Raw genomic sequence first — 20,722 nt, 5'->3', positions numbered from 1 at the left:
TTTGAACTTTGAAATAAAATATAAGGATGCCCGAGGAAGATTAGGAGTCCTTAAAACACCCCATGGGAATATAAAAACCCCGGCGCTCATGCCAGTCATACATCCTGGCAAACAAACCATTGATGTTAAAGAATACGGAGCAGAAATAGTAATAACCAATGCCTATCTCATCTACAAAAATGAAGATTTAAGGGGCATTGCTGAAACAAAAGGTGTTCATAAATTAATAAATTTCGATGGTCCTATAATGACGGATTCTGGCTCTTTCCAGCTTTCAACATACGGTGATGTTCAGGTTACCAATAAACAGATCATTGAATTTCAGGAGAAAATAGGCACAGATATTGGAACTTCTCTGGACATACCCACACCTCCATCAGTTAAAAGGAGACGTGCCGAAAAAGAACTGGAAATAACCCTTCAAAGGGCAGAAGAATCCCTGGAAGTAAGAAAAGATCTCATGCTAAACTCAGTGGTTCAAGGATCCACATACCCTGATCTACGCAGCAAATGTGCTGATATCCTGGGGAAAATGGACTTCCAACTACATCCCATTGGAGCAGTAGTTCCATTAATGGAATCCTATCGTTATAGGGAGTTAGTGGAAGTGGTCATGGCCTCTGTAACTCATCTACCTGATTCAAGACCCCGTCACCTAATGGGAGCTGGACACCCCATGATATTTGCATTGGCTGTGGCAATGGGTTGTGATCTCTTTGATTCAGCTGCTTACATTTTATATGCGGAAGCTGAAAGGCTTTTAATGCCTAATGGAACTTTGAAACTGGAAAACCTTCACGAAATGCCCTGTTCCTGTGAAGTTTGCACCAATTACACACCTGATGAATTGCGCCAGATGGAAAAATCAGAAAGGGTAGAACTCCTGGCCAGACATAACTTGATGATTAGTTTTGCTGAGATAAGGCAGATACGTCAAGCAATTATTGATGGAAGCCTATGGGAACTTGTAGAACAACGGTGCCGTGCACATCCATTCTTATTAGAAGCACTGCGCAGTTTAAAAAACTACCAGGAAGATTTTGATAAATATGATCCTCCTTACAAAAAATCAGCGTTCTTTTATTCTGGACCAGAATCATTAAATCGTCCAGAAGTATTCAGACACCTGAAACGTATGCACAGAATTTCTCCTGCAAAGACAGTATTACTGCTTCCTCGTTCATCTAAACCTTATTCAGAACATTTAAATGATATTTCTCAAGGATTTTATCATATTGGCGGTAAATCGAATGGAGTAATGCCCAAATTTGAAGAAATGCAGATAACAGTAGTTGATGTGCCATTTGGAATAATTCCACTGGAACTGGATCAGGTTTATCCACTGGCTCAGAATGAATCACCAGAACATTTTGATGAAGATTCCATTGTAAGTGTAAATGAAATTCTACACGATTATGTGAAAAGTTTTGATGAGATAATAATAAGTGAAGAAGTGGTAGAAACATTTAGACTTAAAAAAACATTCACAATGGGTGAATTATTCCAATTTCCTGAACCTCTAAAAATAATGGTTAATGATCATAAAAGGATAAAGATGATAGCCGATTACCAGTTTGGGGCTGGTGCAGGGGAAGATCTTTTTAATAAAGAGATGAACATAGTAAAAAGTCGGAAGACTGGGAAAATTCGCCATGTTTATGATGAAGAAGAACTTATCGCCACATTAAGAGCCAGTGACGGTGTTTTTGTACTGGCACGTGAGGGAGCGCGTAGACTGCATAAATTCCTCCCCTACCCCAAAAATAGGGTTGTGGTTAATGAAGATGCAGAACCCTTTGCTCGGGAAGGAAAAAGTATATTTGCTAAATTCGTTATAAATTGTGATATAGATATCCATGCAAAGGATGAAGTATTGATTGTGAATGAACAAGACCAGCTCCTGGCCTTCGGAAAGTCAATATTAAACGGAAAAGAAATACATGATTTTAAAACAGGTCAAGCAGTAAAAACTAGAAAAGGAGGCTTTTAATGATACCCAGTGCAGGTATGAATCCCAAACAACTTAAACAGATGCAAAGAGCCATGAAACAAATGGGCATGGACATGAAAGATGTTAAAGGAGTTAGTGAAGTAATAATCAAATTCAAGAACAAAGAACTAATTATTAACAATCCTAAAGTTAACCTGATGAATTTCATGGGACAGGATACCTATCAAATATCTGGAAAAACCAAGGAACGGAAAATTGAAGCTGAACTGGTTATTCCTGATGATGATGTGGAATTAGTAGCCACCCAAACAGGGGTCAGTCCTGAAGAAGCCAGAAGAACATTACTAGAAACCAATGGTGATCTGGCTGAGGCTATATTGAGGTTAAGTTAATGGTTTTAATTGCCCATATCTCTGATTTCCATATAGGATCCATATCATTTCAGGAACAATTACTCTTACAATCCATAGACACCATCAATGACATGGCACCCGATGTTACCATCATAACCGGAGATCTTACTGAAAACGGATACTATATGGAAATGGAAAAGGCCGCAGGGTACATAGAAAATATAAAATCCCCACTAATGGTTGTTCCAGGAAACCATGATGCAAGGCATGTGGGAGACCAATGCTTCCGTGAGCTCATAAGAGATCGTTATGGAACTCTTCAAGTTTTAAATGGTCTGAAAAGCGGTCTGAAAATAATGGGGTTGGACAGTAGTGAACCTGATCTGAATTATGGGAAAGTTGGACGAGCCCAACAAGCTTGGATGGAAGAACAACTGGATGATGCTACCCAGAATGGAATGTATAAAATCATAGCCTTGCATCACCATATCATACCTGTACCCAGAACTGGAAGGGAACGAAATGTTTTAAGTGATGCAGGAGATATTCTCTACTCTATAATAAGTAAAAATGCAGATTTAGTTCTGTCAGGACATAAACATGTACCTCATGTTTGGATGGTTCAAAACACTGCCTTCGCCACTGCAGGAACAGTATCCTCACTGAAGCTCAGGGGCAAGGATCCAGCATCATTCAACACAGTTATTATAGATGATGATTATATAGAAATTCTCTTAAACAGTGCCGATGGAAAAACAAACTGTCTGGCCAAGTATGAAAACAGGTGTAGGTGATTTATTGCAGATTATTGTGGATGCATCTAACGTAGCCCACTTTGAAAAAAAGGGTGGAAAACCCAGCCTAAAAAACTTGCTAAGTGCAACAGAAACACTTGAAAAATTAGGCTATCATCCAATTCTCATTGCAGATGCATCGCTGAGACATGAGATAGATGAGAAAGATGAATTCAACAAACTTCTTGATGAAGAAAAGGTACACCAGGTGCCCTCTGGCACCAATGCTGATCACTACATCCTGAAAATTGCTGAGGAACAAGATGCAAAAATATTATCTAACGATGCTTTCAGAGAATTTTACGATGAATTCAGAGATATCAACAGTCGCAGAATTCCTTACAAATTTATTAATGGGAAAATAAGCATAGGTAGCTCTGCCAAGCCCAAAAAGATTAAAAACATCCTGCAAAAGATTTGTACTCAGACCTTGGGAGAGTTTGAGAAGAAAGGCTATGAATCATACAAATTAAAAAAGAACAAGAAACTTTCCGGTATTGCAGTAGCTAAAGAGGCCATTGATAGAATATCAAAAAGTAGAGATGAAGGCATTGACACCAAACTTGAAGGAATGTTCATGAAAATACCCTTATTTGATAAGGTCATGCAAATGGTGGAAGATGCGGAAACAACCAGTGATTTCATAATATTCGTTCTGATTAGCCCCAGAGATTATCAGGAAGCGGTTAGAAACGCAGGTAACATTGCTGTAACAGTTGGTGATCGTTTGAAATTGGATCACGCCCCACTGGTTGCCGTTCGGAACGATCTGTTCACCAAACCCGGAACATTTGAACTAAACATTATTTATTCAGAGGAAATACTTGAAGAATCTCCCTTTGATGTGAATATTACAATTAATGATCACGACTACTCATTTATTAAGAAAAACTCCCGTAATATTGCCAGCACAGTTGCTGCCAGGTTAGGCACCTGGAAATTCCCCATAGTATCCGTGAAACCAAGTATGCTGATGGAAAAACCAGGCCACTATGACATAAACTTGGAAAAGGGAGGAGACAAGTAAATGGCTGGTAATTACCCTTTAAGAACACTATTTGGGTTTCTTTTAAAACACCGGGTTTTAAGTATAGGTACCAAATATTATCCTACCAATGAAAGGGAACAAGAATATGTGGAAATGGTCAACTACACCCGTACCATGCTTCTTGAAATAGATAAAGCCCATATTAGTACTGAAAACATTTTTCATAACTTGGTAACCGAATTAGGCAGCGGCAACATCCCTGATAATCGCAGGTTCGTTGAAATAAAACCAGCAGAGGATAACGTCAATGAATACGCCCTTTTAAGTAACATAATAATGGGCAGTGACCGATACCTCTATGTGGAAGTATTCAGTGGTAACAAGCAGATCATCGACCAGTTCGTGCAAATTATCAAGAAAGAAAACGGTGTGATTGTAGAAAGAAGCAACACCGAGATCGTGTCACGACTTTTATCAAAAAATGATGCTATACGGGTGGGTATTGAGTTAATAAAGGTGGGTATGGAAAAGGAGATAGAAGTCAGAGCAGCTGCAGGCATGACTGGAGCTGCTGCCATCGAAAGATCCATCAACCTCAACAAACAAATCGGAGAAACTTCCGGTGTTGGATTCACCAAACTTGGTGGTGAATTTGCTATTGTATTCTCCAGTAAACTTACTAAACTTGAAGGAACACCAGCAGTTTACGATAATTACCTTTTCATAGATGCATTTGACTCAACACAGTTCATTGAAGAACAGGGCCGAGACAGACTCCTTGAAATCATGAACGAAATCAAAGACTTCATTGAAAAAGAGTGTAAAGGGAAAATAGAAGGTTATCGTGAAGGTGGAGACGACCTCATTGCTAACTTACCCACCAAAGATGCTGCCCTTCGTGCAGGAATAGATTCCGCCTGGCACGCTCTAAACAACGGCGCCAGACTACGTGTTGGTATTGGAAAAAGTCGTCGTGAGGCAGGAGAAAGGGCCCAGATGGCGGATGATATTAAAATATGGAACAATTCTCCAGTAATGGTTTTTGACTTAGCCGATGGTGTCTATGCCTACTATGTGCCATCAGAGTTCAGTCGTACCATTGTGGAATTCCTGCAGGAAAAAGCCGGACGAGTGATTTTGATTTTCATTTTTGTTTTCATTGTCACTCTAATTGGATGGAATATCGGACACTGGGAATTTGGTCTGGTGGCAATTGGATTAGCTTTACTTTATGCAGTTACCGCTTGATATCATTTAACAGCCGATTGAATCAATATAGCTAAGAAATTCAAATATTAATAAATAGAATAAGGATAAAATCTGGATAAAAATTAATTAGAATAAAAACAATATACACTAATAACTAAAAAATCAGAAGGAGTTTAGATTATGAGGGAAGATATTAAAGCAAAAGCTGCTGTTGCCCTGGTAGTGTCTTTCATTGCCTTTGGGTGTGGTACCGGAGCCAGCATATTTACAGGGTTAACTCTCGACGACACTCCCTTATCTTATTCCAATAACAATACTTCTACTAAGCTTCCCATAATCTACGATGTGGAAAATACCACTAACGAACCAACTAACACTGCTTCTGTTGTAGATACATCTTCAAATTCTGAAGATGTTTATGAAGAAAACACCCAATCAAACACTCAACAAAACCAGCCATCCACCAACAACACCACTGATAATACTTTGAATCCCTAAAAACTAATCCATACCAATCACTTCTTTATTAAGCGTGCAGAATGTCTTTGAATCTCTTTAAATCTTGATATATTTCATTATATGTTAGTAAATTCATTATATGTTAATTAATTTAATATTTGTACAGGTATAATATCTAATTCACAAATGTAATATTATTTGGAATAGTATTTGTACAGTTTCTAAAGGTGTGTCTAATATGAAAAAAATTGAAGGCGGAATATGTGCTGTGGATAATGTTAGGGCTGCTGGTGCCTGTGAAGATAATTATGGAGTTGCAGTTATCCATTACCCTGAAAGTAGTGTTGCAGCAGTGTTCACCAGTAACAAAGTACAGGCTGCCCCAATTTTAGTCACCAGAGAAGCTGTAAAAAATGGGAAACTTTCTGCAATCGTTGCTAACAGTGGCAATGCCAACTGTTTCACAGGGAAGAAGGGTGTTGAAAATGCACAACTCATGGCTTTTCAGGCTGCCGAAAATCTCAACATTCCTGCTGAAGATGTTGCAGTAGCATCCACTGGAATTATTGGCAGACAACTCCCCCTGCCTGAAATCAGTAATCTCATTTCCCATGCCCTACGGAGACTTAAAAATTCTGCCCAGGCATCTAGAAATGCTGCCGAAGCTATTATGACCACTGACACCTATCCCAAAGAATATGCAGTGGAAACAACCCTAAATACTGGTGAAAAGATTTGTATTGGGGGTATAACCAAGGGTTCAGGTATGATCGCCCCTAACATGGGAACCATGCTTTCGTTTATAGTTACAGATATCCAGGCCAGCCCTGATGAACTTGAAAAATCTCTCAAAGAAGCAGTGGATAACACCTTCAACATGGTGGTTATTGATGGAGATGAAAGTACCAATGACATAGTTGTACTCATGGCACGGCCAGGTCAGGGGAAGATCGACAAGAATTTTCAGGAAGCCCTGGAATACTTGTGTGGCAAACTGGCTAAAATGCTGGCCCAAGATGGTGAAGGTGCAACCAAGTTCATGGAAGTGGAAGTGAAGGGTGCCCAAAACTCACAGGATGCTAAAATTGCAGCTAAATCCATAGTTACATCTCCCCTGGTAAAAACAGCTTTATTTGGGGCTGATCCAAACTGGGGAAGGATCGTTGCTGCAGTTGGTTACTCAGGAGCTCATATGGATGAAGAAATTATCAGCGTTCGTCTGGAGGATGGGGAACGCTTTGTTGATGTAGTCAATAATGGAAATATTATGGCTTCAGAAGAAAATGATGCACTGGAGCTGGCTGAAAGTATAATGGAACGTGAAAAAATAAAGATAACCATTGACCTGGCCCTTGGAGACTACAGTGCCACCTCCTATGGCTGTGACCTTAGCTACGATTATGTACGTATTAATTCAGAATACTCTACTTAAGTATAAAGAATACTCTACTTAAGTTTAAAATTCAGAATCGATTATGGATTAATATTTTTACAATAGGATTAATAAACTTTAATGGGTTGAAAAATATGAAAGTAATGATTATAGGCTCTGAAGGAATGTTAGGCCATGATTTAGTGGATGTTTTATCAGCGAACCACGATATCAGCACCACAACTATCTGGACTCTGGACATCACAGATATAGATAAAACCATTGAAACCGTCCGAAACATTAACCCTGATGTGGTAGTGCATGCAGCTGCTTTTACCGATGTTGATGGAAGTGAATCCAAAGCAGATCTTGCATATCATGTTAATGCTCTGGGAACCAGGAACGTGGCAGTGGCCTGCAGGGAAACTGACAGTGCACTGGTTTATATATGTACAGATTATGTGTTTGATGGTGATAAAGGCAGTCCATACTATGAATACGACCAGACCAATCCATTAAGTGTTTATGGTAAAACTAAACATTTAGGTGAAGTCTACATCCGTGACCTACTGGACAAGTTTTACATAGTCAGAACATCATGGCTATATGGATTCCACGGACCCAACTTCATCACCACCATGCTAAAATTAGCCAAAACCCATGATAAGATCTCAGTTGTAAGCGACCAGATAGGATCTCCCACCTACACTCTTGATCTGGCAAAATCCATTGCTCAATTAATAGAAAAACCAGCCTATGGTATTTACCATATTACCAACAGTGACCACTGTTCATGGTTTGAATATGCCCAGTTAATCTTCGAAATCGCCGGGAAAAATGTGGAACTGAATCCTGTAACCACAGAAAAATTTGGCAGTCCAGCTCCAAGACCTAAATATTCTGTTCTTGAAAACTATAACTGGAAAATGGAAGGATACGACAAAATTCGGAGTTATAAAGAAGCTTTAAAGGATTACATGAGTTTGTTGTAATTAATTTTCCATTGATTTTTTACAAAAAATGAAAGAATTAGTGAAATAAAGGAATTAAATTAAATAATTATTCAAATAAAGAAATTGAATAAAGAATTGGTTAAATTAAAAAAATATTTAAATGGATAGATTGGATATCCTATCCATAGCTTCTTTGGTATTTTTCAGGGTGTTAAAAGCAGTTAATCTGAGATATCCCTCTCCACTTGGACCGAAACCAATACCAGGGGTGCCTACTACGTGGGCTTCGTTGAGTAACAGATCAAAGAATTGCCAGGAATCCATATCACCCGGTGTTTTTATCCAGATGTATGGTGAGTTAATTCCACCATAAATACTCAAACCCAGAGCTCTTAAACTTTCCCTAATGATACTGGCATTTTTCATATAATAATCAACGGATTCATTGATCTCTTTTTGCCCTTCCGGTGAATAAACTGCACTGGCAGCTACCTGTACTGGATAAGAAACTCCATTAAATTTGGTGGTCTGTCTGCGGTTCCATAAACTGTTTAAAGAATGAGGATGGCCTTCATTATCATAACCCATCACTTCTTTGGGCACTACTGTGTATGCGCAACGTGTGCCTGTAAAACCAGCATTCTTTGAAAAACTTCTGAACTCTATGGCCACTTCACGGGCACCTTCAATCTCATAAATACTATGTGGTATGTTATCTTCCCTGATGTAAGCTTCATAGGCTGCATCAAATAAGATGATGGAATTGTTTTTCTTAGCATAATTCACCCACACTGAAAGTTGTTCTTTGGTCAATGCAGTTCCGGTGGGATTGTTAGGGTAACACAGATATATCAAGTCAACAGGTGTTTTGGGAAGTTCAGGTATAAAATCATTATCTTCTGTGCAGGGGATGTAAACCAGATTTTGATAACGACCACCTTCTTCCATGGGTCCTGTCCGTCCTGCCATGACATTACTATCCACATATACAGGATAAACTGGATCAGTAACTGCTACAATGTTCTCCAGGTCAAATATTTCCTGAATATTACCAGTATCACACTTAGCACCATCACTGACGAACACTTCCTCGTTGGATAGTTTAATTCCGCGAGGTTCATAATCCCCCTTGATTATTGTTTCAATTAGAAAATCGTATCCCTGTTCTGGACCATAACCATGGAATGTATCAGCTTTACCCATTTCATTCACTGCTTCAGTGAATTTATTGGTTACTGCTTTGGGTAAAGGTCGGGTTACATCACCAATACCCATCCGGATGATTTCAGCATCAGGGTTTTCTTTTTGATATTTTTCAACTCGTTGATTAATTTCAATAAAAATGTAATTGCTTTCCAGTAACAGATAGTTTTCGTTAATTTTCACGGTCATCTTCTACCACATCTATCCTTTTAAAAATGTTATAACTTTAGTACATCAATTATTCTCCTTAACATATACTTATTCTTTTCACAAAATTGAAGATAACTACCGTATATATTTATCGTAAAATATCGTAAGTTTATTTTATAATATAATAAGTTTAATTGGTTTTTTAGGATAATAAGTTAAATTACTAACCATTAATAATAGGTTTCGTATCAACAAATGAGTCATATTTTTATGAAAATTCTTATTCAAAAAGGTTATTATATTTATTAATTGTGATTACCTTTTTTTAGAATGATTTAATTATGGATAGCAAATAATCAATTAATAACATTTAAATGGATAAGTCATTTAATGGGGACATAACGTGAAAAGTAGGCCCATAATGGTGCTTCTGATTGAAGACGACCCGAATCATGCCAGAGCATTAGAAGCAATGTTGGAGAGAGTAAAAGAATTTGATTACATTTTAATTCATTGTTACAAACTTCAAGATGGTCTTATTGAATTAAAAACCAGTAACTACGATGTGGTATTACTGGATCTGCGTCTCCCAGATAGTGAAGGTATTTCCACATTTAGAAGTGTACATAATAACGCTCCGGAAGTTCCTATTGTAATATTCACTGCCCTTTTCAATGATGAAATTGCACTGCAAACCTTAAAAGAGGGTGCTCAGGAATACCTTTTCAAGGGAGAATTTGATGGACAAGATTTATCAAATGCAATAATGCATTCTATTGCTCGTGTTTATCATTTATCCTCCTAAAAATCGTATAATCTTATCTTATTAAGTATTACCTACAGAGAGTGTTAGAAATAGAATAAATTTTAATATATGGCAAATCTAATAATAATCATTAACAGATAGAATTTTAATATCAAACTTTTGGTGTCATTTTATAGTAGTTTATAATGTTAGGATCTAGTTTGGATACTACTAACTATAACCAATATAGTTTCAATTAGGGTTGAAGTCATGTTAAAGTATATTTAACGGTAAGTTGAATCTAAGTGTGGAGATAATACATATGAAGTGTGTTGTTATTGGTGCAGGTAACGCTGGGAGACCAGCAGCCAGACTTCTAAATTATGCTGGTCATCAAGTTATGATTACTGATCAAAAAAAGTTTGAAGATTTTCCAGAGGATGTGCAAGAAACCTTAAAAAAAATGGAAGAAGAAGGTGTGAATCTTCAATTGGGATGGGATGATCCCACTGACATTGAAGATGTTGATGCATTCTACATTTCTCCTAACATACCCAAGGAGTCTACAATCAGACATTACTTGGTGGATAATGAACTAAAATTGCTGATTAATGAGGACATAGCAAAAATATTAGAAAATTCAATTAATATGGATGTTATTGGAGTAACCGGAACCCTTGGAAAGACCAGCACCACCCATATCATTTCTGAAATCTTTAAAAATGCTGGTTACAACGTATGGACCTGTTCCTCCCAATCAGGCAATCTTCTCAGTGAAGTGATAGTCGAAGGAATTATTAACGGTGACCATATTAAAAGTGATATTGCTGTTTTAGAACTTCCCCATGGAACAATCCGCCTACTTTCAGAGTTAAAACTTAAGATTGGTCTTATGACTAACTTATATTCAGACCATTTATCGGAATTTGAAGGATCCCTGGAAAAATATATCCAGAGAAAACTCATGATAACCCATTCCACAGATATTCTGATTTCCAATATACAATGCAAAGACCTATTAAAATCAACTCAAAAACCCATATTTTACTGCACTGGAAATCAGTTATGTGATGTTTCAGGTGTTCTTGCAGATGGTAACATTGAAATAAAATATAAAATAAAATCACGTGAAGGAGAATTTAAAACAGAATTTAATCTTCGCGGATATTACTTCGAAAATTCAGTAGCAGCTGCAACTGTGGGACTTGCCTATGGTTTAAAAGTGGAATCAATTGAAGATGCTCTGAGTAAGTTTAAAGGAATATCCGGACATTTAGAATACATAGGAAAATATTCTGATCGTGAAGTTCATTTTGATGCTGCTTTTGTACCTGAAGGTATCCTCTCCACCTTAGAAGAGTTTCCTGTAACTGGCAATTCTAATTTAATAATTTTAATAGATAACCCTGACAGTACCAATCCCCGGGATAAATTCCAGATTGGAAAAATACTGGGAAAACATGCACATGTAATTATTGCCAGCGGATACAATGAAACCACTGGTATTCTTGATATGGAATCTGCTAATGAGGTACTACGTGGTGCTAAAGATTCAAATTGTCTCAAAATAGCTGTTGAAGATATGGTTACAGCGGGTGAACTTTCCATTAAACATTCAAAACCAGGGGATATTATCCTCCATATAGGTCCTGGAGCCATAACCAATTACGAAGAACTTAAATCTAAAATGATCAAGGGACTGGAAACTGGATGCAAAAAGTACTCATAATATTCTCAAAAACTAATCACTAAGATCGTACTAATCAATTTAATAATATATTCCCTATTAAGTTCTATGCATAAGTTCAAGAATTTTTTTTGAAGCTTTGTTGTTGATAAGTGAGCAATATTAGAATATAATTGAATAAAACATTTTTTTAAAGATAAAAAACCACTTTAAGAAAATTTCATGCGGTGTTAGTCAATTTATATGCTAAAAAAAATTTATTTAAATGTCTGCCAATTAATATTATGATAAATCATTAGTAAAATATAATATGGTTCATTTCTGGTGAGATAATGGGTTATTTAATCTGTCAAAATTGTGGAGGTTACTATAAACTTAAGGAGGGTGAATCCTCAGAAGATTTTGTGGCATGTGAATGTTATGGCCCTTTAGTGTACGTGGAAAACCTAGATGGTCTAAGAAAAAGAAAACATGATGAAGTAAAATCTGATGCTCTCAAAGAACTTAAAAAAAAGTCACATGATGGAAAAACTGAGGTTAAATCAGAGTTATCCCCTAAAAAAGAGCCCCTTGTCAAAAACCGAGCCTATTACCGGCGTTATTACTATTATTCTGAGCCGAATGTAACTCAATTAAAACAAAATAAAGATGTTACAGGTCTTGTCAATGCATTATATTATGATGATCAAAAAATAAGACAGGAAGCAGCTCAAGCACTTGCAGCTGTTGGTGATGAAAGAGCTTTAGAACATTTAGATAAAGTTATAAAAGAAGAAAACGGATCCCTTAAATTATACGCTGAAATTGCCGTAAATCAGATTAAATCAAAAAAACATGGATTTAAATCGAGAAATAGAGAGAACTATAGGAACAACATTCATAAATCTATTAACGTCACCACTGAAGTTTCTGAACCGGTTCATGAAACTGGTTTGATCAAAATCAAGGAAGAAAGGAAAACAAAACCACTCAGGATTTCTTCACCTGATGAATCAACAGATCCCAACAAATCCTTAAAATCTTCACTTACTAAAGGAGAATCGAATTTAACGATCCATGAGGATCATCTGCTACCATCAACTGGAGTAGAAGTATCTGAAGGAGAAGTATTTGAAGGAGAAGTATCTGAAGGAGAAGTATTTGAAGGAGAAGTATTTGAAGGAGAAGTATCTGGAGGAGAAGTATCTGGAGGAGAAGTATCTGGAGGAGAAGTATCTGGAGGAGAAGTATCTGAAGGAGAAGTATCTGAAGGAGAAGTATCTGAAGGAAAATTGTCTGAAGGAGAAATATCCGAAGGAAAAAAATCAGAAGAATCACAAAATATATCAGATCCATTGATGTTTAAAGATTCGCAGGTAATAAAATCTGGCAGTGAATCACCAGAAGTACAATCAGGTGTAAAGTTAGATGAAGTTGAAACACCTGAAATTGGATCTTCCAATAAAGAAGTTGAAATAACCGGTACATCTGAAGTTAAACCCAAAGAAACTAAAGAATCCCAAATAAGATCATTAGAAACCAAACCGGAGATTACAGGGATTACAACTGGGACGGTTGAATCTTCAAATATTTCTAAACAGGATAATTCTGATGAAAATACAACTTTTACTATGAAAACTGTTGATGACACTGAGTTTACACCTTTAGGAAATGATAAAAAAACAGATACTAAACAAACTTCCTCTCTAAATAATTCAAAACCTATGAAAGTTCACACATCAAAGTTATCTAAAACATCAACTCCACCAGATACCCCCAAAAAAGGCAAATCCAGAAATTCATCTCCAGCAGCTGTTCAAAACAAAATTAAAACAAAAAACGAAAAAATGGGGCAGGAAACTCCCAAAAAAGATGAAAATATGTATTTCATAAAATGGTTGGGTATAAAAAACAGTGATAAACCTTTAATAAGTATGATCGTCCTGTTAATGGTTGCTTTAATAGTGGGAGTTATTTTAACAATGAGTTCAAAGTAATGTCTCCATGGTCATATTTTAAGGTTGTTAATTCCATTTTTTAATTAGTTAAGTCAATTGCTATTAGTACGGTCCATTATTAACGATTTTTAGTTCTAAGTTCATTTTACAAAATTTTTAATTTTTATGAAGGATGGGGTAAATTACTTCGATCCCATCATCACATAGTTCTTTGAATTTATCTTTATAAACAGTATGTACCGGGTAAACCTTTTCTGGGTTTATATCACGAATCATGTTTAAAATCTCCTGACCATTGGCATGACCAGATGCATGGAACTCTTTATCAAATAAAGGTAAGTTGAATAACTTTAACCATTTATGCACCTTCTTTTCATTTATTTCCATCTGGTTATCAAATGGTTCGGTACTGGACTTGATATATACACCATTTGCTGGTTTTATATCGATTAATTCTTTCAACTCGAAAAAATCGCAGCGAAAAATATAATCCTGTGGGTTTTCCTGGAGATCCTTATAGTTTATGACATTATCGTATTCTAAAAATTCTCTCTCCCATTTTTTATAGTCCCGGAGGGATTCTTTTGCACCCATTTTATCAGCACACAACCATTCATCTTCAACACAGGCAAAATTATCATCTCCAATAAGACCCCAACCTTTACGGGGTTTGTAGATTATCACATCAGATAAATCTGGATAAACATTATCCGTTCCCTGGAAAAGCTTCAAAAGATAGGCCTGTTTAAGGCTGATTACCAGTTTTCTTTCAGTATCCTGAGCAACCTTGTAAAAGGTTAATAAGCGGTCAAGATCCCTTACAGGATAATTAACCACCACCAGACCCTTATGTTTGGCAATTTCACTTGATGCACGTTGTTCAATTTCATCCTCACTGATATTTTCTTTTTTATCAATACGTGTCCCTTCACTGATCATGATGGTTGGATTGGCCTTTGCTGCTTCCCTGACGAATTTACGTGTAAGTTCAGGGTTCCGACCATGAAATCGAAGATCACCAGTGTACACGATAGTCTCTTCTTCTCCTTCAACAATGAAAGCCGAGGCCCCGGGAAGGGAATGGTCAACTGGAGCAGATTTAATCTGGAAGTTACCAATATTAAACTTTTTATAAGGTTCTACAATTCGGATGTCACGTTTTATTTTGGTACTGGTTCTTTTATACCCATCACCACGTACTTTAGGACTCATATAAAATGTTTTCTTTAAGTGAAGATATTCTGAGAAGGATGATGTACCAGTATCTTCCAGGGCTTTTAAAATTAAATATGACTCATTGGAAAGATAAATAGGGATATCTTCCCGTAAATGGTGGACATAAGCCACGTGATCAACGTGGGAGTGGCTGATAAGAACACCATCCACTGAAGGCTCTTTGGGATAGGAAAGTCCCACGTGCCTTAAGTAATCCTCACGGTAAATACCCTTTATGCAGGGTAACAGGCCCAATTCAACAAAATCAAGAATTCCATTGGCCTTGCGTGGTTGTAAAAACTCTGATAAGTAATCATTTGCCTTTGAAAATGCCATACCAAAATCAAAGAAGAAAGATTCGTTTTTTCCTTCTACCCTGATTTTATTGCCACCAATTTCATCCACACCACCAAAAAAATTAATATTGGTCAAAATCACCTGCCTCCCTGCTAATGGCCCATTTTATTTATTAAATATCCATTTTGATCTATCTATTATTAATATAAAAGAGATTGCTTTAGCATATCCAGATACATTAAGGAAATTCATTAGTCCTATTTATGTAGTTTTAATTCTAAATTATGTAGTAATGGTTGAAGGAGATTTTATGTTTAAAAAAGAAGAAGATTTCATAGAGAATTTGAACCAGATTAGAAGGATTAAAACCTCATTTGTGATAGCAGATAAAACTATCAAAACAGCCAGAAATGGGAAAGATTATATAGAGTTCAGTTTAACCGATAAAACTGGCCAAATAACTGCACGTATGTTTCCTAATCAGGGTGCTAATGATATTTATCAGGGTATTGAAAAAAAGAGTATTTATACTATTAATGGAACTGTTGATGAGTTTCCCCGTAATTCTGGCAACTTCAGTATAAAAGTTGACAGTTTCCAGAAAATGGCTAAGGATGAATATGATCTGGATGATTATATACGAACTTCCCATAAAGACCAAGATGAACTGGTCAATGAAATCTTCCTAACCATCAATGAAATTAAGAATCCACATCTGAAAAATCTTCTTAAAGCCTTTTTTTGTGATGAAACATTCACTGATGAATTCTACAATGCCCCATCCGCCAAAATCTATCATCATAACTATCTGGGGGGATTATTAGAACACACAGTAGAGGTTTTGATGATTTGCAAAAAAACATGTGAAATTTTTCCTGAAATAGACCAGGATTTACTCTACACTGGGGCAATATTACATGATATTGGTAAGTTAAAGGCCTATGATTATGATCTGGTGACTATAGATATTTCCAGTGAAGGTAGATTACTGGATCATTTATTCATATCCTGTGACATGGTTAAAGAGAAGATTAGAGACTGTAAGATTGAAATGCCTGAAGATCTTCAAACGCAGCTTTTGCATATAATGTTGAGTCATCATGGTGATGTACAGAATGGATGGGGTTCACCAGTAAATCCCCAAACTCCTGAAGCGGTTGCCCTTCATCATGCTGATAATCTAGATGCTAAAGTCAGAGGGATTCTCCAAACGAAACAATCCCCAAAAAATTAAAGCAAATTACATGATTAGAGAGGATGACATTGGCTTTAGATGATATTAACCGGAAATTAGATGAATATGAGAAAAACTTCCAGAAAGAAAGGGAAAAAAGTCTACTCATTACTAAAATTCTTTTTGTAGTTCTTATTGTAGTCATAATTATATTTATATTAGCTTTATGGAGGTTTCAATCCAGTTAGTAAATGCATCTTCCCTTTAGTAAAAAATTAGAGAAAAAATTAAAAAAGTGGAACATTAATCGTTATTTTAAATCTCTATTTTTTTAACTTCTTGTTTCAGTTTCCTGTTTTTACAGTACTCAAATATATGGCCACATTCAGAGCAGCGTATTACTCCCACGGCACCATCAGGAATATGGGGGATGTAACACATGTCTAAATTTTGTTCCTTATTTTTTGTTTGAGATATGTTTTTATCCTTGCACCCACATATAGGACATTTCTGGTTTAAATCTTCAGTTTTCATAATAACCCTCTATTACATAGTTTTAAATTACATCATCGGAGTTGTTGAGATACTTTACACAGGAATGTTATTTCTTTTATAGGATATGAACTTATAGTTCGTGTATCTCCGAACGTAAGTTATTATGCGAACTAATATTTATAGTTTTGTATTTAATGACCATGTTCAGATCACATTGAAATGAAACTGTTTGTTGATACAACAAAAAACCTATATCGATACTTTTTATTGAAAAAAATGAATTATTAATAATAAATTTATAAACAACAGGTAAAGTCCTAAATTTTAATCTGAAAAATGGAGGATATTCCTTATTTATTTAAGATTTTTTTTATAAGTTGGTAAATAATTCCCTTAATTTTTTATACCAATACAACAAAAACTTTTTTTTAAAAATAGCCCTTTATAAAATCTAATACCCCTTAATAAAAAAATTTCTACGAACTTTTGGAGATTTCTATGAAAATTTAAGGAAAAATAACCCAATTAACAATTTTTTTTTAAATAAATTTAAAGTCGTGAATGTTTAATTGAATCAATATAAGAAAGTTCTATGGTTTAAAACAATTTTTCAGTGCTGTTAATGAAACTTAATCTCCGATGTTGTAAGAATGAAATAAATGAATAGATAACAGTCTATTAAAAAGATGATTAAAAACTATTATTTTTTGGAATCAGCCATAATTAACAGATATTTTCTAACTTTAAACATTATATGGTATCTTCCAATTAATGACAATAATAAAACCTTTTAAAGCTCTCTATTTAAAAAAATAAGCTTAAAATGGGCCTTAAAAATAAAAATAGACCGAAAGCTTTATATAACATGGGCATGTGATGTGACTGTGTTAAAAAGTCCTAAATCATTTATTTTAAGATTTAGGGCACGGAGGCGATAAAATTAGGCGAAAATTCACACATGCAATAGTTATTGCAATGTGTGCACTTTTCATAGCTCTACCCGCAGTGGGGGCTACGGAAAGTTCAGATACTGGAAATACGGTCGTAACTAACGCAAGTACTGACCACAACTTGGAAATTGGGATGAAAGGAGAAAATGTCACTGATTTGCAGAAATGGTTAAAAAATCAGGGATTCTACACTGGTAAAATCGATGGCCAGTTTGGTAATTATACTGAACAAGCCGTGAAAGACTTCCAGTGTTACGTTGGAATAAAAGAAGACGGAATCGTTGGAAATGTTTCACGTGAGTACATGGACTATTTAGTCAGTGGACAACTACAGGCATCAAGTGGCGGCTCCTCAACTACCGGTGGTAGCTACAGTTCTACTGAAGCGTCCTACGGAAGTAATGGTTACTCTTCCAGTGGTTACTCTTCCAGTGGTTACTCTTCCAGTGGTTACTCTTCCAGTGGTTATTCGTCCAGCAGTGGATGGAGCAGTGGAAAAGGAACCGGGGACTGTTGGGATAACAGTAACATGCTGTACAGTCAACTAACATCATCCGGTACTAAAGCAAGGATCGTCCAGTATTCAAACAGTTACTCATCCAACCATCGTTCTGTCGAAGTTTGGAATGGTAACAGCTGGGTTGACTACGACTACAAAGGCAATGGATACTCAAACCGGTATTATGCCACAAGTCACGGTTCTTCAGCAGCTGTGATTAAAAGCAGTTAACCCCAATGGATTGAAATAATCCATATTCAGCAGTTGTACGCCACAACTGTTGATTCAACTTTTTTTTTAAAATAATTTAATAGTAATTTAATAGTAATTTAATAGTAATTTAATAGTAATTTAATAGTAATGATATTAAAATAAACATTATTAAATTATATTTAGGAATAATCATTATAAGTACTTTAGAAATAGTATTTTGTGGATAAAATCATGGAGAAGTAATTTTTAACCGATTTATAAGGGGATTAAAATGATTGATTATGTTTTTGGCCTCTCTGTGCGGGTTTTATTAACAGATAAAGATGGTAAAGTTCTTATCTTGAAAAGATCCACAGATTCTAAAACTAACCCTGGAAAATGGGAACTTCCTGGAGGAAAAGTTGATCAGGGAGAATCCTTTGACCATGCACTGATTAGGGAAGTTTATGAAGAAACAAAACTCAGAATATCCCTGGATCATGTTGTTGGAGTATCAGAACAAAATCTACACGTGATTAGAGCAGTTCACATTATCATGTCTGGTTCGATCATCGAAGGTAACATCAAACTCAGCCATGAACATGAGGGATATGCATGGGTATTCTTTGAAAAGCTACCAGAATACGACATGGCAGACTGGTTATACGACTTTGTAACCAATCAAGTCACAACTACAGATAATGACCACGAAGATGAGAAAAATAATGTTACTAGCAGTGTCAAACCATGGCTAAAGTCCATACAAAGTTCCATGGACAAAATCATAAAAAAATAAATCATCAAATCATCAAAAATCATTCATTCAAAGGAATATTTTATTTATGATTACTAAACAAGTAAATGCATAAATATTAGAATAATTTTTATATAAAACAAAAAACTTTTAAACCAATGTGTAATATGATAATGTCCTTAACAGAATCAATATCAGATTTGATACCAATTGGAATATTGTGATTCTTAATGGATTATGATGAAGTTGTTTAAACAGAAATTGAGGGGTGAAATTCAGTGAATTTAGAAGAACTAGTAAATGAACGAAATTACATTCTAGGTGAATTAAAAGCATATGAAGACCTTCAAGTAGCAATGGAAAAAATTAAAAGGTTTAACATGGAAAATTTCACAGAAACCACCATTAAAGTTTATGACACCAGTAATGATCCAGAAATGGAGGAGATCACTGAATCAGTTGTGGCGGTAAAAATCGATGAATTAACTGACTATCTTTTAAGGATATCTGAAAATATCAATCGCCTCAAATTGGGAGAAAACACAGAAACATCCTAAAATGATTAAAAAATTTTTAACACTTTTATAATTTACAAATATTTATTTTTAATAAAAGTTTAATCCCATTAAAGGAACACTCATTCTCAATTTTTTTATATAAACTTAAAAATTAGTGTATATAACCATACTTACTATCAGAACCCACAGAATAAATTCCTAGGAAAGTTATTAAACATTCCCTTTAAAAAGCCGAAAATTATTAAAATAAATGGATAGAACCTCAATTATAAAAAAAGACCTTAAGATCGTTTAAATTTAATTAACAACTATAATGATTGTTTTTAACCAATAAGTCTATTTTAATCTTATTTATAAAATTAACTGAACAATAAACTCTTTTTAGAAGTTATATGAGATAAGCAGCTATTGTTATAAATGGATTGGATATTCTTATTTTCTATAAACAAACTATAAAATGAGCTGATTTACTAAAAATACTAAAGGAAAGATGCTTTCTCTAACCAGCATGATTGAAAACCTTAAAATGAGCTTTAAATTAAAAACAGAGCTATGATAGGCCTTTTTTTGCTGATTTTTTTCGAAAGCTTTATAAGTGATGTTGTTTTAATGAAATGATTATAAGAAAGTCTATATAGACTTTTTTTGAAACTCGGAGGCGGTATGATTAAGATTAAGCTCGTTAAGCGAAGCTCTATTTATGCAGTACTATGTATGATGTGTATGGTTTTTGCGGCTGTTCCTATTTCAGGTGCAGTTGGTGACCAAGATAACAATGTGAACAATGAAAATTCTGCTAGTGATCTGAAAGTCGGAGTTAGCAGTGA

At 35.4% G+C, this 20,722-nt stretch carries 18 protein-coding genes; 15 read left to right on the top strand and 3 right to left on the bottom strand.

What is annotated here, in order from left to right; all coding sequences use genetic code 11:
* Position 1 precedes the first annotated feature (1 nt).
* The 8 genes from tgtA to rfbD all read left to right on the top strand — a co-directional run bounded on the left by tgtA (position 2) and on the right by rfbD (position 8,118).
* A complete protein-coding gene (gene tgtA / locus J2743_RS03290; protein ID WP_209625145.1) occupies positions 2-1,990 on the top strand; it encodes a tRNA guanosine(15) transglycosylase TgtA in 1,989 nt (662 codons plus the stop codon).
* Positions 1,990-2,343: a nascent polypeptide-associated complex protein gene (locus J2743_RS03285; protein WP_209625144.1), complete on the top strand. Its 354-nt coding sequence runs from the start codon at positions 1,990-1,992 to the stop codon at positions 2,341-2,343. The genes tgtA and J2743_RS03285 overlap by 1 nt, the downstream gene beginning before the upstream one ends.
* Complete coding sequence (locus J2743_RS03280) at positions 2,343-3,098, top strand: metallophosphoesterase family protein (RefSeq protein ID WP_209625143.1); 756 nt, start codon at positions 2,343-2,345, stop codon at positions 3,096-3,098. Before J2743_RS03285 ends, J2743_RS03280 begins: the two co-directional genes overlap by 1 nt.
* 4 nt (positions 3,099-3,102) lie before the next feature.
* Positions 3,103-4,125, top strand: coding sequence for an NYN domain-containing protein (locus tag J2743_RS03275; protein WP_209625142.1), 1,023 nt, complete (start codon positions 3,103-3,105; stop codon positions 4,123-4,125).
* On the top strand, positions 4,126-5,334 hold the full coding sequence (locus tag J2743_RS03270; RefSeq protein ID WP_209625141.1) for a hypothetical protein: 1,209 nt from the start codon (positions 4,126-4,128) through the stop codon (positions 5,332-5,334).
* 141 nt (positions 5,335-5,475) lie between these two features.
* A complete protein-coding gene (locus J2743_RS03265; RefSeq protein WP_209625140.1) occupies positions 5,476-5,793 on the top strand; it encodes a hypothetical protein in 318 nt (105 codons plus the stop codon).
* Positions 5,794-5,992: 199 nt separating this feature from the next.
* The gene (argJ, locus tag J2743_RS03260) at positions 5,993-7,186 is read left to right on the top strand and encodes a bifunctional ornithine acetyltransferase/N-acetylglutamate synthase (protein WP_209625139.1); all 1,194 of its coding nucleotides are present in this window, start codon (positions 5,993-5,995) and stop codon (positions 7,184-7,186) included.
* 95 nt (positions 7,187-7,281) lie between these two features.
* Entirely contained in the window at positions 7,282-8,118 is an 837-nt protein-coding gene (gene rfbD, locus J2743_RS03255; RefSeq protein WP_209625138.1) for a dTDP-4-dehydrorhamnose reductase, read from the top strand.
* A gap of 117 nt (positions 8,119-8,235) precedes the next feature.
* Here rfbD and J2743_RS03250 read toward each other — a convergent pair whose 3' ends face one another.
* A complete protein-coding gene (locus tag J2743_RS03250; RefSeq protein WP_209625137.1) occupies positions 8,236-9,471 on the bottom strand; it encodes an LL-diaminopimelate aminotransferase in 1,236 nt (411 codons plus the stop codon).
* A gap of 364 nt (positions 9,472-9,835) precedes the next feature.
* On the opposite strand from J2743_RS03250, the gene J2743_RS03245 reads away from it, so the two are divergent.
* The 3 genes from J2743_RS03245 to J2743_RS03235 all read left to right on the top strand — a co-directional run bounded on the left by J2743_RS03245 (position 9,836) and on the right by J2743_RS03235 (position 13,840).
* The gene (locus J2743_RS03245; RefSeq protein WP_209625136.1) at positions 9,836-10,237 is read left to right on the top strand and encodes a response regulator; all 402 of its coding nucleotides are present in this window, start codon (positions 9,836-9,838) and stop codon (positions 10,235-10,237) included.
* Between the two features lie 262 nt (positions 10,238-10,499).
* The gene (gene murD1 / locus J2743_RS03240) at positions 10,500-11,906 is read left to right on the top strand and encodes a pseudomurein biosynthesis peptide ligase pMurD1 (RefSeq protein ID WP_209625135.1); all 1,407 of its coding nucleotides are present in this window, start codon (positions 10,500-10,502) and stop codon (positions 11,904-11,906) included.
* Between the two features lie 290 nt (positions 11,907-12,196).
* The gene (locus J2743_RS03235; protein WP_209625134.1) at positions 12,197-13,840 is read left to right on the top strand and encodes a HEAT repeat domain-containing protein; all 1,644 of its coding nucleotides are present in this window, start codon (positions 12,197-12,199) and stop codon (positions 13,838-13,840) included.
* A 117-nt stretch (positions 13,841-13,957) separates the two neighbouring features.
* Here the strand turns inward: J2743_RS03235 and J2743_RS03230 are convergent, their stop codons facing one another.
* Positions 13,958-15,448, bottom strand: coding sequence for an MBL fold metallo-hydrolase (locus tag J2743_RS03230; RefSeq protein WP_209625133.1), 1,491 nt, complete (start codon positions 15,446-15,448; stop codon positions 13,958-13,960).
* A gap of 175 nt (positions 15,449-15,623) precedes the next feature.
* Here J2743_RS03230 and J2743_RS03225 point away from each other — a divergent pair, with 175 nt between their 5' ends.
* The gene (locus J2743_RS03225; RefSeq protein ID WP_209625132.1) at positions 15,624-16,547 is read left to right on the top strand and encodes a 3'-5' exoribonuclease YhaM family protein; all 924 of its coding nucleotides are present in this window, start codon (positions 15,624-15,626) and stop codon (positions 16,545-16,547) included.
* A 255-nt stretch (positions 16,548-16,802) separates the two neighbouring features.
* Here J2743_RS03225 and J2743_RS03220 read toward each other — a convergent pair whose 3' ends face one another.
* Positions 16,803-17,021: a TIGR04165 family Cys-rich peptide gene (locus tag J2743_RS03220; RefSeq protein ID WP_209625131.1), complete on the bottom strand. Its 219-nt coding sequence runs from the start codon at positions 17,019-17,021 to the stop codon at positions 16,803-16,805.
* A gap of 936 nt (positions 17,022-17,957) precedes the next feature.
* Between J2743_RS03220 and J2743_RS03215 the strand changes: the two genes are divergently transcribed.
* The 3 genes from J2743_RS03215 to J2743_RS03205 all read left to right on the top strand — a co-directional run bounded on the left by J2743_RS03215 (position 17,958) and on the right by J2743_RS03205 (position 19,934).
* Positions 17,958-18,662: a peptidoglycan-binding protein gene (locus J2743_RS03215; RefSeq protein ID WP_209625130.1), complete on the top strand. Its 705-nt coding sequence runs from the start codon at positions 17,958-17,960 to the stop codon at positions 18,660-18,662.
* 253 nt (positions 18,663-18,915) lie between these two features.
* Positions 18,916-19,419: an NUDIX hydrolase gene (locus tag J2743_RS03210; protein WP_209625129.1), complete on the top strand. Its 504-nt coding sequence runs from the start codon at positions 18,916-18,918 to the stop codon at positions 19,417-19,419.
* Between the two features lie 236 nt (positions 19,420-19,655).
* Positions 19,656-19,934 carry a hypothetical protein gene (locus J2743_RS03205; protein ID WP_209625128.1) on the top strand — a complete coding sequence of 93 codons (279 nt, stop codon included), beginning with the start codon at positions 19,656-19,658 and terminating at the stop codon, positions 19,932-19,934.
* Positions 19,935-20,722: the final 788 nt, after the last annotated feature.

The sequence above is a fragment of the Methanobacterium petrolearium genome, from assembly GCF_017873625.1.
In the GTDB taxonomy this organism is placed as follows: Archaea; Methanobacteriota; Methanobacteria; order Methanobacteriales; family Methanobacteriaceae; genus Methanobacterium; species Methanobacterium petrolearium.
The sequence above is the reverse complement of the archived record's forward strand: the minus strand, read 5'-3'. Positions and strand labels throughout refer to the sequence as shown.